This is a genomic window from Micrococcus sp. R8502A1 (assembly GCF_006704135.1).
Lineage (GTDB): Bacteria > Actinomycetota > Actinomycetes > Actinomycetales > Micrococcaceae > Micrococcus > Micrococcus luteus.
Map to the genome: position 1 here is coordinate 1 of NZ_VIGS01000006.1, position 15,685 is coordinate 15,685.

The 15,685-nt window shown below is 70.0% G+C and carries 15 protein-coding genes; 8 read left to right on the plus strand and 7 right to left on the minus strand.

The genetic code is table 11. From position 1 onward, the window contains the following. Window positions 1-163 precede the first annotated feature (163 nt). Window positions 164-1,291 (plus strand): quinone-dependent dihydroorotate dehydrogenase, encoded by a 1,128-nt coding sequence (locus FLM69_RS02240; RefSeq protein ID WP_061867292.1) that lies wholly within the window; start codon window positions 164-166, stop codon window positions 1,289-1,291. A gap of 66 nt (window positions 1,292-1,357) precedes the next feature. Here the strand turns inward: FLM69_RS02240 and FLM69_RS02245 are convergent, their stop codons facing one another. Then, entirely contained in the window at window positions 1,358-1,981 is a 624-nt protein-coding gene (locus tag FLM69_RS02245) for a DUF3043 domain-containing protein (protein ID WP_061867291.1), read from the minus strand. Between the two features lie 80 nt (window positions 1,982-2,061). Between FLM69_RS02245 and FLM69_RS02250 the strand changes: the two genes are divergently transcribed. The 5 genes from FLM69_RS02250 to FLM69_RS02270 all read left to right on the plus strand — a co-directional run bounded on the left by FLM69_RS02250 (window position 2,062) and on the right by FLM69_RS02270 (window position 7,279). After that, complete coding sequence (locus FLM69_RS02250; protein WP_061867290.1) at window positions 2,062-3,465, plus strand: dipeptidase; 1,404 nt, start codon at window positions 2,062-2,064, stop codon at window positions 3,463-3,465. 118 nt (window positions 3,466-3,583) lie between these two features. Beyond that, window positions 3,584-3,976, plus strand: a complete 393-nt coding sequence (gene erpA / locus FLM69_RS02255) for an iron-sulfur cluster insertion protein ErpA (RefSeq protein ID WP_002854644.1) — start codon at window positions 3,584-3,586, stop codon at window positions 3,974-3,976. Between the two features lie 335 nt (window positions 3,977-4,311). Beyond that, the gene (gene coxB, locus FLM69_RS02260; protein ID WP_065423799.1) at window positions 4,312-5,172 is read left to right on the plus strand and encodes a cytochrome c oxidase subunit II; all 861 of its coding nucleotides are present in this window, start codon (window positions 4,312-4,314) and stop codon (window positions 5,170-5,172) included. Beyond that, a complete protein-coding gene (ctaD, locus tag FLM69_RS02265) occupies window positions 5,172-6,881 on the plus strand; it encodes a cytochrome c oxidase subunit I (RefSeq protein WP_052007134.1) in 1,710 nt (569 codons plus the stop codon). The genes coxB and ctaD overlap by 1 nt, the downstream gene beginning before the upstream one ends. After that, window positions 6,878-7,279, plus strand: coding sequence for a cytochrome c oxidase subunit 4 (locus FLM69_RS02270; RefSeq protein ID WP_036384748.1), 402 nt, complete (start codon window positions 6,878-6,880; stop codon window positions 7,277-7,279). The genes ctaD and FLM69_RS02270 overlap by 4 nt, the downstream gene beginning before the upstream one ends. Before the next feature lie 1,114 nt (window positions 7,280-8,393). Here FLM69_RS02270 and FLM69_RS02275 read toward each other — a convergent pair. The 4 genes from FLM69_RS02275 to FLM69_RS02290 form a co-directional block, all read right to left on the minus strand. Then, window positions 8,394-10,088, minus strand: coding sequence for a cytochrome bc complex cytochrome b subunit (locus tag FLM69_RS02275; RefSeq protein WP_036384751.1), 1,695 nt, complete (start codon window positions 10,086-10,088; stop codon window positions 8,394-8,396). Between the two features lie 5 nt (window positions 10,089-10,093). Continuing rightward, a complete protein-coding gene (locus tag FLM69_RS02280) occupies window positions 10,094-11,170 on the minus strand; it encodes a ubiquinol-cytochrome c reductase iron-sulfur subunit (RefSeq protein ID WP_036384754.1) in 1,077 nt (358 codons plus the stop codon). Between the two features lie 69 nt (window positions 11,171-11,239). Then, window positions 11,240-12,046: a cytochrome c gene (locus FLM69_RS02285; RefSeq protein WP_036315101.1), complete on the minus strand. Its 807-nt coding sequence runs from the start codon at window positions 12,044-12,046 to the stop codon at window positions 11,240-11,242. A gap of 86 nt (window positions 12,047-12,132) precedes the next feature. After that, the gene (locus tag FLM69_RS02290) at window positions 12,133-12,711 is read right to left on the minus strand and encodes a cytochrome c oxidase subunit 3 (protein ID WP_020625607.1); all 579 of its coding nucleotides are present in this window, start codon (window positions 12,709-12,711) and stop codon (window positions 12,133-12,135) included. A gap of 251 nt (window positions 12,712-12,962) precedes the next feature. On the opposite strand from FLM69_RS02290, the gene trpD reads away from it, so the two are divergent. Further along, window positions 12,963-14,021 (plus strand): anthranilate phosphoribosyltransferase, encoded by a 1,059-nt coding sequence (trpD, locus tag FLM69_RS02295; RefSeq protein WP_002854528.1) that lies wholly within the window; start codon window positions 12,963-12,965, stop codon window positions 14,019-14,021. A gap of 54 nt (window positions 14,022-14,075) precedes the next feature. On the opposite strand, the gene FLM69_RS02300 is transcribed toward trpD, so the two are convergent. Together FLM69_RS02300 and FLM69_RS02305 are read right to left on the minus strand one after the other, a co-directional pair. Next, the gene (locus tag FLM69_RS02300) at window positions 14,076-14,357 is read right to left on the minus strand and encodes an Lrp/AsnC family transcriptional regulator (protein ID WP_134416997.1); all 282 of its coding nucleotides are present in this window, start codon (window positions 14,355-14,357) and stop codon (window positions 14,076-14,078) included. A gap of 68 nt (window positions 14,358-14,425) precedes the next feature. Further along, window positions 14,426-14,842, minus strand: a complete 417-nt coding sequence (locus FLM69_RS02305) for a DUF3054 domain-containing protein (protein ID WP_134416996.1) — start codon at window positions 14,840-14,842, stop codon at window positions 14,426-14,428. 109 nt (window positions 14,843-14,951) lie between these two features. Here FLM69_RS02305 and FLM69_RS02310 point away from each other — a divergent pair, with 109 nt between their 5' ends. Continuing rightward, on the plus strand, window positions 14,952-15,602 hold the full coding sequence (locus FLM69_RS02310; RefSeq protein WP_141842875.1) for a hypothetical protein: 651 nt from the start codon (window positions 14,952-14,954) through the stop codon (window positions 15,600-15,602). Window positions 15,603-15,685 lie beyond the last annotated feature (83 nt).

Below are 15,685 nucleotides of genomic sequence, written 5' to 3' on the forward strand. Positions count from 1 at the left end.
CTTGTATGATTTTTTGTTTTTTTTTGAGGTTCCGGCGCCCCCCGAGATCCCCCTTTATGCGCTCGTCGGCAGCGGCAGATGTGTATAAGAGGCGGGGTCACGGGCCATCCGACCACTGTAGGAGGACCCTGGGCGGGCGGGAGGCCCGTGCGAGGATGGGGGCATGCAGCTGCCTGATCCCAAGTCCGCCGTCGACGGCCTCCTGACCTCCCGCGCGCCTCGCCTGTACCCGCCCTTCTTCCGTGCCGTGTTCGGCGGCATGGACGCGGAGCAGGCGCACCATCGGGGCTTCGACGCGATCCGGCTGGTCGAGCGCACCGGGGCGTCCGCCGCCCTGCGCGCCGCCTTCCGCCCGGACCCGCTGCTCGCGCGCACGGTCATGGGCCTGCGGTTCCCGACGCCCTTCGGCCTGGCCGCGGGGTTCGACAAGGACGGCCGGGGGACCGCCGCCCTGGCCGACCTCGGGTTCGGCCACATCGAGGTCGGCACGATCACGGCGCAGCCGCAGCCCGGCAACCCGCAACCGCGACTGTTCCGTCTCGTGGACGACCGGGCGCTGGTCAACCGCATGGGCTTCAACAACGACGGCGCGGCGGCCGTCGCCCCCCGCCTGGCGCGGACCCGGCAGACGCTGGAGCGCCGCTTCGGTCCGACCCGGCCGGTCCTGGGCGTGAACATCGGCAAGACCAAGGTGGTCCCGCTCGAGGACGCGGCGGACGACTACCGGGCCTCGACCCGCCTGCTCGCGCCCCACGCCGACTACCTGACGGTCAACGTGTCCTCGCCGAACACGCCGGGGCTGCGCCAGCTGCAGGAGATCGACGCGCTGGAGCCGATCCTCACGGCGGTGCGCGAGGAGGCCGACCGTGCGGTCCCGGACCGTCGCGTGCCGCTGACCGTGAAGATCGCCCCGGACCTGGCGGACGACGACGTGCGCGCCGTCGGGGCGCTCGCCGAGCGCCTCGGGCTGGACGGCGTCATCGCGACCAACACGACCGTCTCCCGGGAGGGTCTGCGCACCCCGCGTGCCGACGTGGACGCCCTGGGCGCGGGCGGCCTGTCCGGCGCCCCGCTGCAGGAGCGGTCGATGCGGGTGCTGGAGGTCCTGCGGGCGGCGCTGCCGACGGGCACCGCCGTCGTCAGCGTGGGCGGGGTGACGGACGCCGACGACGTCCAGGCCCGGCTCGACGCGGGCGCGGACCTCGTCCAGGGATACACGGCGTTCCTGTACGAGGGCCCGTTCTGGGCCGGCCGGATCACCGCCGGGCTGGCCCGGTCCCTGCGGGGCTGACGGTCTGCTCGCCGGGGACGCGACGGCCCGGACCCACCGGGGTCCGGGCCGTGGCGCGGTGTCGTGTCAGGCGGGGTACTCGCCCCGCTTGACCTGGGGCTTGGGCAGACGCAGGCGGCGGAACTGCAGGGCCCGCATGATGCCGTAGAAGCCGGTCCCGGACTCCGGCGTGCCGAAGCGCTCCGTGAGGCCCTTCTTGATGTGCCGGCTGACCAGGAAGCTCTCGATGAGCACGAGGGCCACGAGGACGTACAGGCTGATCATCAGGATCAGCTGCGCCTCGCGACCGGGGATGAACATGAGCAGGACGTAGGCGAAGACGACGGGCATGAGCCACTCGCCGATCCCGGTCCGCGCGTCCACGTAGTCACGGACCCAGCGCTTCTGCGGCCCCTTGTCGCGTGCCGGGAGACCGCGCTCGTCCCCGGTCTCCAGCGCGGCGCGCTGGCGCATCCGCTCCTGGGCCATCGCCTGGCGCTCGGCCTTGCGAGCCGCTTTGCGATCTTCGGGGACCAGAGTGCGACGGCGCGCAGCCTCCTGGTCGCGGCGCCGCGGAGTCGGGCCCTTCTTGCCCTGCGAGCGGTCGCGCGGCCCGTCCTCGGCCACGGCGGCGCCCTCGGCGGGAGCGGCCGAGGAGCCGTGAGTCGAGGGGGCGGGCGCGGTCTCGGGGGTCTTGTCTCGCTTGAACACCCGTCCAGTCTAGTGGTGGGGCGGGTCCGGACCGCCCGGGGGCACGACCCTCGGCCCGGCCGCCGTCTACGCTGGCCGTCATGACTGACATCACCTCCCGTGCGCCGCAGGACGCGGCCCTCGTCTCCGCCGTCCGTGAGGCCGTCGAGGCCCGTTTTCCGACGACCCTCCAGACCCTCACCGACCTCGTGGCGATCCCGGGCATCGCCTGGGACTCCGCGGACCGCACCCAGCTCGAGCGGTCCGCCGAGGCCGTCGCGGGCCTGCTGCGCGAGGCGGGCCTGCAGGAGGTGGAGATCGTGACCGAGACCCGCGACGACGACCGGCCCGGTGGGCCGGCGGTGATCGGCGAGAAGCCCGGCGCCTCTGACAAGCCCACCGTCTTGTTGTATGCCCATCATGACGTGCAGCCGATCGGGGACGAGGACCTCTGGGACACCCCGCCGCTCGTGGCCACCGAGCGCGGCGGGCGGCTGTACGGCCGCGGCGCCGCCGACGACAAGGCCGGCATCATGGTCCACCTCGCCGCCCTCGCCGCCCTGCGGGACGTCCTGCCCGACGCCGGCGTCGGCGTCCGCGTCTTCATCGAGGGCGAGGAGGAGGCCGGCTCGCCCACCTTCCGCACCTTCCTGGAGAAGCACCGGGCGCGCCTCGACGCCGACGCGATCGTGGTCGCGGACTCGTCCAACTGGGCCGTGGGGGAGCCCGCGCTGACCACCTCCCTGCGTGGGCTGGTGGACGGCACGGTGACCGTCCGGGTGCTCGACCACGCCGTGCACTCCGGCATGTTCGGCGGGCCGGTCCTGGACGCCGTCGTCCTGCTCTCGCGGCTGATCGCCACGCTCCACGACGCGGACGGCGCGGTCGCCGTGCCCGGCCTCGAGCCGCGGCAGACCGCGGGCCTGGACTACCCCGAGGACGTCTTCCGCGCGGACGCGGGCGTGCTGGACGGGGTGACCCTGGCCGGCCGCGGCCCGGTCGCGGACCGGCTGTGGAACGCTCCCGCGCTGAGCATCATCGGGATCGACGCGCCCTCGGTCGCGGAGTCCTCGAACACGATCCAGCCCGCGGCGCGCGCGAAGTTCTCGCTGCGCCTGGGCCCCGGCATGGAGCCCGCGGAGGCCTTCGAGGCGCTGCGCACCCACCTGGAGGCGCAGTCCGCGGCGGTGCTCGGCGCGGAGACCACGGTCACCGCGGGGGAGTTCGGTCAGCCGTTCACGACGGACACCTCGGCCCCCGCCGCGGCCGCGATGATGGCCGCCCTGGAGGACGCCTGGGGCGTCGAGCCCCGGGCGATCGGCATGGGCGGCTCCATCCCGTTCACCGCGGACCTCGCCGAGGTCTTCCCGGAGGCCACCCTCCTCATCACGGGCGTGGAGGACCCGGACACGCGGGCGCACTCGGCCAACGAGTCGCTGCACATCGACGACTTCCAGCGGGCCGTCGTGGCCGAGGCGCTCTGGCTCGCGCGGCTCTCGGCGTGAGCGCCGCCCGGCCCGTCGGTGCGGCGGGCCGGGAATGCCCCGTGGGCGGCTAGTGTTGCCCGGGAGACCACACGCGCGTGACGGCCCCGTCCGCGCCCCATGATCTGAGGAGGTCACGATGGCTCTGTCCGCAGAGGAGACCGGCGTCGAGATCGGCGCGACCCAGGACGCCGAGGGCCTGCCCCCGCACGAGGTCGAGCTGACCGACGTGGCGGCCGGCAAGGTGCGCTCGCTGCTCGAGCAGGAGGGCCGCACGGACCTGCGGCTGCGCGTCGCCGTGCAGCCGGGCGGCTGCTCGGGCCTGATCTACCAGCTCTACTTCGACGAGCGCGTCCTCGACGGCGACACCGTCCGTGACTACGACGGGGTCGAGGTGATCGTCGACAAGATGAGCGTGCCCTACCTCATGGGCGCGACCATCGACTTCGAGGACACCATCTCGAAGCAGGGCTTCACGATCGACAACCCCAACGCAGGCGGCTCGTGCGCCTGCGGCGACTCCTTCCACTGATCTGCGGGCGCCCGGAGCGCCACGGACCGCGAACCGGCGGGTCGGCCTCGGCCGGCCCGCCGTCGTCGTGCCCGGGCACCGCGCCCAGGATGCTCGGACCCGACTCCCAGACACGATCGGCACGTGTCACGGTGCGGAGAATCCGCGTGTTTCGGCTTAGACTGGCTCTGAATCATCAGGGCATACCCGTGCTCCCTGCGAGGACGCTGCGAGAAGCCGCCGAATCGCCGGGGGAGCGGGGACGCCCCTCGCACACGAGATGAAGAGGAAGGCCGTCTGTGAGAGCACAGAATGACGCCGGACGTCGGACCCGCCGCCGCTGGACCGCCGGTGCCGTGGGCACCACGGCGCTCCTGGTGCTGACCGGCTGTTCGGCAGAGGTCCAGCGCGGCTGGTACCCCGGCACCCGGGACACCACCAACCACAACGCCCAGCTCACCGACCTGTGGGTGAACTCCTGGATCGCGGCCATGGTCGTCGGCCTGCTGGCCTGGGGCGCCATGATCTGGTGCATGGTGGCGTACCGCCGCCGCAAGAACGACCAGGGCTTCCCGAAGCAGACGGCCTACAATGTGCCGCTCGAGACCATGTTCACGGCCATCCCGATCCTGATGGTCTTCACTTTCTGGGGCTTCACCGACCGCGTCCAGACCGAGGTCGACCGCCCCGTGGACGACTCGCCGCTGACCGTCACCGTGTACGGCAAGCAGTGGTCCTGGGACTTCAACTACTCCTACGAGCAGGAGAACGGCGAGGTCATCGAGGCCTACTACTCCGGCATCCAGGCCCAGCTGGACGGCACCGAGGGCGTGCGTGACACCCTTCCGGTCCTGTACCTGCCGAATGACGTGCCGGTGCACTTCGAGCTGAAGTCCCGTGACGTGGCCCACTCCTTCTGGATCCCGCAGTTCCTCCAGAAGCGCGACATGGTGCCCGGCAAGACCAACCACCTGTACCTGACCCCCCAGGAGCTGGGCAGCTACGACGGCAAGTGCGCCGAGCTGTGCGGCGAGTCCCACTCCGAGATGCTCTTCAACGTGGAGGTCGTCGACGAGGCGGAGTTCGTCCAGCGCCTCGAGGAGATGGAGCCGGGTCAGGTGGGCGACGAGTACAGCCGCAATCCCAACAACAACCCTGACGGCGCCGGGACGATGGAGCGCGATCTCCAGACCCCCCGCGGTGGAGGTAGCCACTGATGACCACTTACGAGTACGCAACGGATGAGGTGCGCTCACAGGCGCAGCCTCGTGTGGTGCCCCGTTCGCTGGGCAAGATCGTCGTCAGCTGGCTGACGACGACCGACCACAAGGTGCTCGGGTACATGTACCTGATCACGTCCTTCGTCTTCTTCTGCATCGGCGGCGTCATGGCCCTCATGATCCGCGCGGAGCTCTTCGAGCCCGGCATGCAGATCCTGCAGACGAAGGAGCAGTACAACCAGCTGTTCACCATGCACGGCACGCTCATGCTGCTCATGTTCGCGACCCCGCTCTTCACGGGCTTCGCCAACGTGCTGGTGCCGCTGCAGATCGGTGCTCCGGACGTGTCCTTCCCGCGTCTGAACGCCTTGGCGTTCTGGTTCTTCCTGTTCGGCTCCCTCATCGCGACCGCCGGGTTCCTCACCCCGCAGGGTGCGGCCTCGTTCGGCTGGTTCGCCTACGCCCCGCTCTCCAACACCACGTTCTCGCCGGGCGTCGGCGGTGACCTCTGGGTGTTCGGTCTGGTCCTCCAGGGCTTCGGCACGATCATGGGCGGCGTCAACTTCATCACCACGATCCTGACGATGCGTGCTCCTGGCATGACGATGTGGCGCATGCCGATCTTCACCTGGAACACGCTCATCACCAGCATCCTGATCATGATGGCGTTCCCGCCGTTTGCCTCCGCGCTCTTCGCGCTGGGCCTGGACCGTCGCTTCGGCGGCCACATCTTCAACCCGGAGAACGGCGGCGCCATCCTGTGGCAGCACCTCTTCTGGTTCTTCGGCCACCCCGAGGTGTACATCATCGCCCTGCCGTTCTTCGGCGTCGTGTCGGAGATCATCCCGGTGTTCTCCCGCAAGCCGATCTTCGGCTACAAGTCCATCGTGTTCGCGACGACGGCGATCGCCGCGCTCTCCGTGACGGTGTGGGCGCACCACATGTACGTGACCGGCGCCGTGCTCCTGCCGTTCTTCTCCGTGATGACCATGCTCATCGCGGTCCCGACCGGCGTGAAGTTCGTGAACTGGATCGGCACCATGTGGCGCGGTTCGATCACCTTCGAGACCCCGATGCTGTGGACGCTCGGCTTCATGGTCACCTTCCTGTTCGGTGGCCTGACCGGCGTCATCCTGGCGTCGCCGCCCCTGGACTTCCAGGTGTCCGACACCTACTTCGTCGTGGCGCACTTCCACTACGTCATCTTCGGCACCGTGGTGTTCGCGATGTTCGCCGGCTTCTTCTTCTGGTGGCCCAAGTTCACCGGCAAGATGCTGAACGAGCGTCTCGGCAAGATCCAGTTCTGGCTGCTGTTCGTGGGCTTCCACGGCACGTTCCTGATCCAGCACTGGCTCGGCGTCATCGGCATGCCCCGCCGCTATGCGGACTACATGGTGGAGGACAGCTTCCAGGCGATGAACGCGTTCTCCTCGGTCTTCTCCTTCGTTCTCGGCGCGTCGCTGATCCCGTTCTTCTGGAACGTCTACATCACCTCGCGCTATGGCAAGAAGGTCACCGTGGACGACCCGTGGGGCTTCGGCGCCTCGCTCGAGTGGACCACTTCGTGCCCGCCGCCGCGGCACAACTTCCACTCCCTGCCGCGCATCCGCTCCGAGCGTCCGGCGCTGGATCTGCACCACCCGGAGCTCTTCCCGCACTCGCCTCAGAACACGTCTGAGGCCTTCGGAGAGAAGGTGTCCCGGTGAAGGTCGCAGCGAACATCTTCTGGGTGATCGGCCTGTTCTTCGTGGCCGCAGGCACCCTGTACGGATTCTGGATCGAGTGGACTGAGTGGGCTGGCATCCCGGCCCTCTACGCCCTGAGCGCGATGTCCTGGATGATCGCCTGGTACCTGCGGGCCGCCGAGCACAAATACGGCGTCGGCCCTGCAGATGACGAGGACGGTCAGATCGTCGAGTACGCCGGCACCTACGGCACCTTCGCTCCCTGGAGCTGGTGGCCGCTGGGCCTCGGCCTGGGCTGCGCGATCATCGTGACCGGCCTGGCCGTCGGCTGGTGGGTCTTCATCATCGGCATCGTCGCCGCCGCCTACTTCACCTTCGGGTGGGTCTACGAGTTCTCTCGGGGCAAGTACGCCCACTGACCTGGCCGTCGTCGAACGCCGCAGGCCGGACCCCTCGGGGGTCCGGCCTGCGGCGTTTCCCTGGGAGCTGAGTACGGCCAGCCCGCCGTCGCGGCGGCCAGCCCCTGCGCCGCGGGGCCGGTCACGGCGACCGGCCTACTCGCCGCTCGGGGGCCAAGCGTGGTGCCCGGGTGAAGGGTTCGCCTGGTGGCCCGTCCCGCTGTCTCGTGGTCTCCGTAGGCCCGGGCATCGACCGCCGCGCAGAGTCAGCGGCGCGCCAGGAGCGCCTCACCGCGCTGCCCATGACGACGTCTGCGTGCCGCGGCGGCACTTGAATGGGCCGTCCCGTCGCGCGTCCCGTTGATGCCCGTGCCCGCGACTCCTACGCCGCTCTCAGCGGCCGGAACGAGCCTCGTCACGTAGAGACCGGGCAGGGGAGTCGCACGGGGTGCAGGCCAGCAGGGCCGTCGCTTGTGACGGTCCACGTGGCGAGGTGAGGGTGACACTTTCGGTGGGCGCCGGACGAGGCCCCCTCCGCCCCCTCTGCACCGTCCGAGGGGGCGGGGCCGGCCCGGCCTCCGGAGAGCCCGTGGCCGCGTCCGCACGGGCACCTGCCACGCACTGTCGACAGCTCCTCGGTCAGGAAGAAAGGGCTGGCCGGTGGTTGCGGCGATGGGCCTCATCATCACCATCGGTGCATCGGTGCATCGGTGCAGCGGAGTACGGCTTGGCTCTGCACCGGTGCCCACCATGTTGACCGTGACGCCGTGGCCTGCATCCGGGCCGTCGTCCATCTCGGGGCCCAGGGGTGGCGGATGGCCACCCTGCCGGGACAGCCCCCGCCGCCAGGACACACCGTCGGGCACGGGCCCGCGGCACCTGGGAGTCCGGAACCGGGCACGTGGCCGTCAGCAGGGGCCGGGCACGTCCCAGGCTGGCGGGAAACGCTGGGCAGGCCCACGGGGGTGGCCCGGGACCGGCGGGCCTGAACCCTTCGCCGTCCATGCGGGCCGATGCGCGCCGCGGCGTCGGGGCTGCTCAGGGCAGCGCGTCCTCGAGGTCACCCTGGGAACGTCGAAGGGCCCCACGCACCATGGTGCGTGGGGCCCTTCGTCAGGGAATCAGCCGCTCGGGATCAGCGATCCAGGTGAGGGGCGTGCGAGCCGTGCTCGAGCTCGACCGCGGACTCCTCGTGGCCGTGCTGGCCGTGGGTGCGGGCCTCCACCAGCTCCTCGCGGGAGACCGGGGCGACGCGATCCTGGTAGAACATGCGGTTCAGGCCGGCACGGGCCTTCTCCAGCGCGCCCACCTTGCCGTTGCGGCCGGGCATGGCCGGCACCGGGCGGCGGTCCTCGAAGGACACCAGGCGGTACAGCTCGTAGTCGGTGAGCTGGCGGTGACGCTCGTGGAAGCCGCCCTCGGGGGACATCTCGATGACGCCGGCCTCGTGGCCGTGGAGCACCAGCTCACGGTCCTTGCGCTGCAGGGACAGGCAGATGCGGCGGGTCACGATGAAGGCGATCACCGGGCCGAGGAAGAACAGCGCGCGCAGCACGTACAGCACGTCGTTCAGGGAGAGGTGGAAGTGGGTGGCGATGAGGTCCGAGGACGCGGCCGCCCACATGACGCAGTACCAGACGACGGCGGCCACGCCGATGCCCGTGCGGGCCGGGGCGTTGCGCGGACGGTCGAGCAGGTGGTGCTCAGTGTTGTCCTTGGTGATCCACCGCTCGATCCAGGGCCAGGTGCACATGCCGACGAGCAGGACGCCGACCGGGATCAGCGGCACGAGCACGCCCATGGGCAGGGACACCGAGGAGCCCCACGGCATCGGGATGTTCCAGAGGAAGGAGTAGTCGCCGATCATGCCCGGCATGAGGCGCAGGGCGCCGTCGAACACGCCGATGTACCAGTCGGGCTGGGTGCCGGCCTGCACCGGGGACGGATCGTACGGGCCGTAGTTCCAGTTGGCGTTGATCGTCACCGTGGAGGCGATGAGCGCGAGCACACCGAACACGATGAAGAAGAAGCCGCCGGCCTTGGCCGCGTACACGGGGCCCACCGGGTAGCCGACCACGTTGTCCTCGGTGCGGCCCGGGCCCGGGTACTGGGTGTGCTTGTGCACGACGACCATGAACAGGTGGATGCCGATCAGCAGCAGGATGGCGGCCGGCACGATCATGATGTGCAGGGCGTACAGGCGGCCGATGACCGAGTGGCCGGGGAACTCGCCGCCGAAGAAGAAGGCGGAGAGGTACGTGCCCACCAGCGGCAGCGACTTCAGGATGCCGTCGATGATGCGCAGGCCGTTGCCGGAGAGCACCTCGTCGGGCAGGGAGTAGCCGGTGAAGCCGGCGGCCCAGCCGGCCATCAGCAGGAAGCAGCCGACCAGCCAGTTCAGCTCACGCGGGCGACGGAACGCGCCGGTGAAGAACACGCGCAGCATGTGGACGGACATGGCCGCCACGAACATCAGCGCCGCCCAGTGGTGCAGCTGGCGCATGAACAGGCCGCCGCGCACGTCGAACGAGATGTCCAGGGTCGAGGCGTAGGCCGCGGACATCTCGATGCCGCGCAGCGGGGCGTAGGCCCCGTCGTAGACGACCTCCGACATGGAGGGGTCGAAGAAGAGGGTGAGGAACGCGCCGGACAGCAGCAGGATGACGAAGCTGTACAGGGCGACCTCGCCGAACATGAACGTCCAGTGGTCCGGGAAGATCTTGCGGCCGAAGAACTTCACGATCGGCGACATGCCCATGCGAGTGTCGACGAAGTTGGCGATGCGGCCGGTCGTGGTCGCCGGCTGGAACTCATTCACGGTGGTGCTCATAGGTGTCAGCCACGCTCCCAGTAGACAGGCCCGACGGGCTCATGGAAATCGCTCTGGGCCACGAGGTAGCCCTCATCGTCCACGGTGATCGGCAGCTGCGGCAGCGCGTGGCTGGCCGGGCCGAAGATGACCTTGCACTCCTGCGTCAGGTCGAAGGTCGACTGGTGGCAGGGGCAGAGCAGGTGGTGGGTGTGCTGCTCGTACAGGGCGATCGGGCAGCCCACGTGCGTGCAGACCTTGGAGTAGGCGAAGATCCCGTCCACGTTCCAGTCCTCGCGACCCGGGGTGATCTTCACCTTGGCCGGGTCGAGGCGCATGAGCAGGACGACGGCCTTGGCCTTCTGGTTGAGCTTGTCAGGGCCCAGGTCGTTCAGGCCGTCGGGGATGACGTGCACGGCGGAGCCGAGCGTGACGTCCGAGGCCTTGATGGGGGAGCCGGTGGGGTCGCGCACGAGGCGCACGCCCTCGGCCCACATGGTGTGACGCAGACGCTCCGGACCGAAGTTGTGGATCTCCTCATCCGAGAAGTTGTCCGAGTCGTCCAGATCGCGGAACACGGCGATGAACGGCAGGGGGGCCAGCAGGGCGGCACCGATCAGGGTGTTGCGCAGCAGGGGGCGGCGCTTGATCTGCGACTCGTCCAGGATCTCGGAGATCATCCCGGTGGCGGCCACGCGGTCGTCCTCCGAGCGGATCTCGTGACGGTCCTCCACGGTCTCGTGGTCGGGCATCAGGGTCTTGGCCCAGTGCACCACGCCGATGCCGATGCCGAACATGGCGAGGGCGGTGCCCAGGCCGAGCAGCAGGTTCTGCAGGTAGATCTTGCTGAACGCCTCGCCGTTGCCGATCTGCCCCACACCGAAGTAGCCGATGAAGAAGAGCACCGTGCCCACGATGGAGATGAGGAACATGACCGAGACCTGACGCTCGGCGCGCTTCGCAGCCTTCGGATCCTCATCGGCCAGGCGCGGACGGTGCGGAGGCAGGCCCGGGTTGTCGATCGCGTACCGGGGCGCGTCCTCGCCGGCGTGCTCGAGGGAATCCGAGCGGTGCTCGGTCCCTTCAAAGCCTTTCTCGCCCATATGTCCTGTTTCCTTTACTCGAGTGATGAATGTCGATGACGGGTGGTCGGCGCGCCTGCGCCGACGGGATCAGGAGGACCGGCTGGTGAGCCAGACCATGAAGCCGATGATCAGCGCCAGGCCAGCGGTCCAGATGAACAGGCCCTCGGAGACGGGGCCGAGCGAGCCGAGGGCGAGGCCGCCGGGGGAGCCCTGGTTCTCGATGGTCTTCAGGTAGGCGATGATGTCGCGCTTGTCCTCGGGCTTGATGTTCGAGTCGGAGAACACCGGCATGTTCTGCGGGCCGGTCTCCATGGCCTCGTAGATGTGCTTCTCCTCCACGCCCTGCAGAGAGGGGGCGTACTTGCCGCGGGTGAGCGCACCGCCGGCCGCGGCCGCGTTGTGGCACATGGCGCAGTTGATGCGGAACAGGTCGCCGCCGCGGGTGATGTCCACGTCCTCGTGGTTCACATCCAGGTACTCGTCCTCGGGGACGGCGGGGCCGGCACCCAGCGAGGCGACATAGGCGGCGAGCTGGGCCGTCTGCTCGTCGTTGAACTGGTTCGGCTTGACCTGGGCCTGCGGGCCGTTCATCTGCATCGGCATGCGGCCGGTGCCCACCTGGAAGTCGACGGAGGCGGCGCCGACACCGATCAGGGACGGGCCGGAGGGGCCCCCCGCGGCACCCGTGCCGTGGCACGAGGCGCAGTTCGCGTTGAAGAGCTTCTCGCCCTCGGAGATGTCATCAGCCGAGGCGGCCGCGGTGACCTGCGTGGCCGCCTGCGCCTGGTTCACGGTGCTCGCGACGGAGTACAGTCCGCCGGTCACCAGGAGTCCCAGCAGGAGGAGCGCCAGCCCCATCAGGGGATGGCGTCGGTTCTGCGAAAGTGCCTTCACGGGGGTTTCCTATCGTTCTCTTCCGGGGCGGGCCGCTCATGCTGCCGGCCCGGGCCTGAAGTCGGTGCGGTGAGTGGGGGGTCGTCTTACTTCAGGAAGTAGACGATGAAGAACAGGGCGATCCAGACGACGTCCACGAAGTGCCAGTAGTAGGACACGACGATCGCGGACGTGGCCTCGTGGTGGCCGAAGCGGCGGGCCATGTAGGCGCGGCCGATGATGAAGAGGAACGCGATCAGGCCGCCGGTCACGTGGATGGCGTGGAAGCCGGTGGTGATGTAGAACGCCGAGCCGTACGCGTTCGCCGCGACGGTCACACCCTCGGAGACGAGGACCGCGTACTCGTAGGACTGCACCGCCACGAAGATCGAGCCCATGATGAAGGTCAGGATGAACCACTCGACCATGCCCCACTTCCCGAACTGCAGGAAGCCGCCGGTGCGGCGGGGCTGAAGGCGCTCGGCGGCGAGGACGCCGAACTGGGCGGTGACGGAGGAGAGCACCAGGATCGTCGTGTTCACCGCGGCGAGCGGGACGTTGAGGATCGCGGTGTGCTCGGCCCAGAGCTCCGGAGACGTGGAGCGAAGGGTGAAGTACATGGCGAAGAGCCCACCGAAGAACATGAGCTCGCTGGCAAGCCACACCATGGTCCCGACCTGCACCATGTTCGGCCGGCTCGGGAGCCCCGTGGTGGGCTGATGGAGAGTGGGGTTAGCTGTGGTCACCCAGCCATTATGGCCCCAAACACCGCCCGGGCGGTAAATCGAACCTACCGTGTCGCAGGACAGGTCGTCAGCACCGTCGGGGGGGTTTCAGTGGCAGTCGGGGGGTGGCGTCCAGGGGATGTTCAGGTTCGGGGCGTGCGGCGCATGACATGGCGCGGTCCCGGGTGCGGCCGGGCCGCTAGGCTCAGTGCGTGAGCACCCCCGAGAACACCGCAGCAGTCCTGGGGACCTCCTGGCCGGAGGTCTTCCGCGCCCTCACCCTCGGTGAGGACCTCAGCGACGACGTCGCCGCGTGGGCCATGGGGGAGATGATGGCCGGCGATGCCACCGAGGGGCAGGTGGGGGGATTCCTCCTCGCCCTGGCCGCCAAGGGGGTGACGGTGCCGGAGCTGCGCGGCCTGACCGAGGCGATGGTGCAGGCGGCGAACCCGGTGCACGTGCCGGGGGAGACCCTCGACGTCGTGGGCACGGGCGGTGACCGCCTGGGAACCGTGAACCTCTCCACGATGTCCTCGCTCGTGGCCGCCGGTGCGGGCGCGCGGATCGTCAAGCACGGGAACCGCGGCGCCTCGTCCACCGCCGGCGCGGCCGACGTGATCGAGGCCCTCGGCGTGGACCTGTCCATGCCGGCCCGGAAGGCCGAGGAGTGCGCCGAGGCCGTGGGCATCACGTTCCTCTTCGCCCAGAACTACCACCCGTCCATGAAGTATGTGGCCCCGGTGCGCAAGCAGCTCGGCGTGCCCACCGTGTTCAACTTCCTCGGCCCCCTGAGCAATCCGGCCCAGGTCACCGCCCAGGCCCTGGGCTGCTCGAGTGAGGCCATGGTCCCGCTGCTCGCCCAGGTGCTCGCGGACCGAGGGGTGCGCGGCTTCGTCTTCCGCGGGGCGGACGGCCGGGACAAGATCACGACGTCGGGGCCGTCGACCGTCATGGAGGTCCGGGACGGTGTGCGCACCCACGAGCTCGATCCCCGCGAGCTGGGCATCGACCTGGCCCCCGTTCAGGCCCTGGCCGGGCGGGACGGCGCCTACAACGCGACCCTCGTCCGCGCTCTGCTGGCGGGGGAGAAGGGTCCGATCCGCGACGCCGTCCTCCTCAACGCGGCCGCGGGCCTGACGGCCTGGGACCGCGACGCGGACGCGCCGCTGATGGAGCGACTGGCGGCCAACATGACGCGGGCCGCCGAGTCGATCGACTCCGGCGCCGCGCGTGACGTCCTGGACCGCTGGGTCGCCTTCTCCCGGTCCTGATGGTGCGACGACGGGCCCTCCCCGGCGAGATGGGGCCCGTCGTGGAGAGGACGCTCAGGAGTCGAAGCCGAGCGCCCATCCCTCGCCGAGGTCCTCAGACGAGTAGGTCCGGAAGGCCAGCATGGTCTCGGTCTCCTGGATCCCGTCGACCTTGGAGAGGTGGTCGGCGATCACGTCGGCGAGGTCCTCGTAGCGGCGCACCTTGACCATCGCCACCAGGTCCCACGCGCCGGTCACGGAGTAGACCGACCCGACCCCCTCGAGCGCGGCGAGAGTCTCGGCGGTCTCCGGGATGCTGGATTTGTCGGTCTTGATCAAGACGATGGCGGTGACCACGGGCGGTCCTCATTTCCTCGATGCTGCGGGTCCGGTGTCCCCGACGATCCTAGCTGCGCGCCGGGCCCTCACCTCCGGGTGCGGCGCACCAGCCAGGCGGTCACTGCCCGGCGGCCCAGGAGCAGGACGCCCAGCACCCCGAGCGCCACGAGCACGAAGGACACCGGCGCACCACCGAGACCGAAGGCCACGCGCAGGACCATCCCGACCGCCACGGTCCCCAGCCAGACGATCACACCGTGGGGCCACACGCGGGCCCACGTCCGGTGTCCGGCGGTCACCCCGGTCATGAGCAGGAGGCCTGCCAGGAACGGCGCCGCCGCGACCAGCAGACCCAGCAGCCCGCGCTCCGTGGAGTGCTGCCCCTGACCCAGAGCCACGAAGAGGACGGTGAGCAGGAGGTCGACGGCAAGCGCAGGCAGGGCGCCGCGCGGGGCGCGATGCTCGGCGGGCACGACACGACGGGCGGTGGGGGAGGACGTCATGCATCCAGTCTGGCGCACCGAGACGTCCGGACGGAGCGTCCGGCCGAGGACGGCTCGGCAGACGGGCCCCACAACAAGACAGCGCCTTTGTCAGAGGTAGGCTCACTGCATGGTGTCCGTGCATCTGGTGCCCATCCGACCGACCGCCGCCACCGCTGACGACGCGCGGCGTCTGGCAGCCGCGCTGCTCGACGATCCTCGCCCGGACGCGGCTGTGACCGCGGCGGCGTGGCTTCTCGACGAATCCGGCCCGGGCACCGATGCGGCGTCGCACGACGGCGAGCTGGCCGTCGTCGTCGACGGCATGGCGGCCGCGGTCGGCTTGGCGCTGTGGGCCGTGCGGACCGGGTCCTGGGCGGTGCTGTTGGATCCCGAGGATGCCCTCGACAAGGATTCATCATTGTCGTACCTGACAACAGCCGAGCGGCGGCGGGCCCGGCGGGCACCGGGCCGACTCGTGCTGCCGGGCGGAGGTCGCGCGGACCGCGCCTCGGATGCCGGCCGAGAGGCTGATCTGCGCTGTGCGGAGGCCACCCTGCAGCTGGTCGCCGCGGTGGAACGGCGCCGGTCCGCTGATCAGCACGCGGCGGGACGGCTGGTCGAAGCCGGCGCCAGTCAGCGAGAGGCGGCGGCCGAACTCGGGATCAGCCAGCAGGCCGTCCATTCCCGGTTGCGACACGGGCTCTGGCACGAGAGCCGGACGGCGGTGGCGGCTGTCCTGCCGTTGCTGGAGCGGCTGTCCGCAGACCCGGGGGAGTGAACCCCGGCACGCGGTGTCGGTGCCGCCCGGCGCGGCCACCTGGGCCAGTTCACGACGCGGCGCGTGCCGTGCAGGCGGCCTCC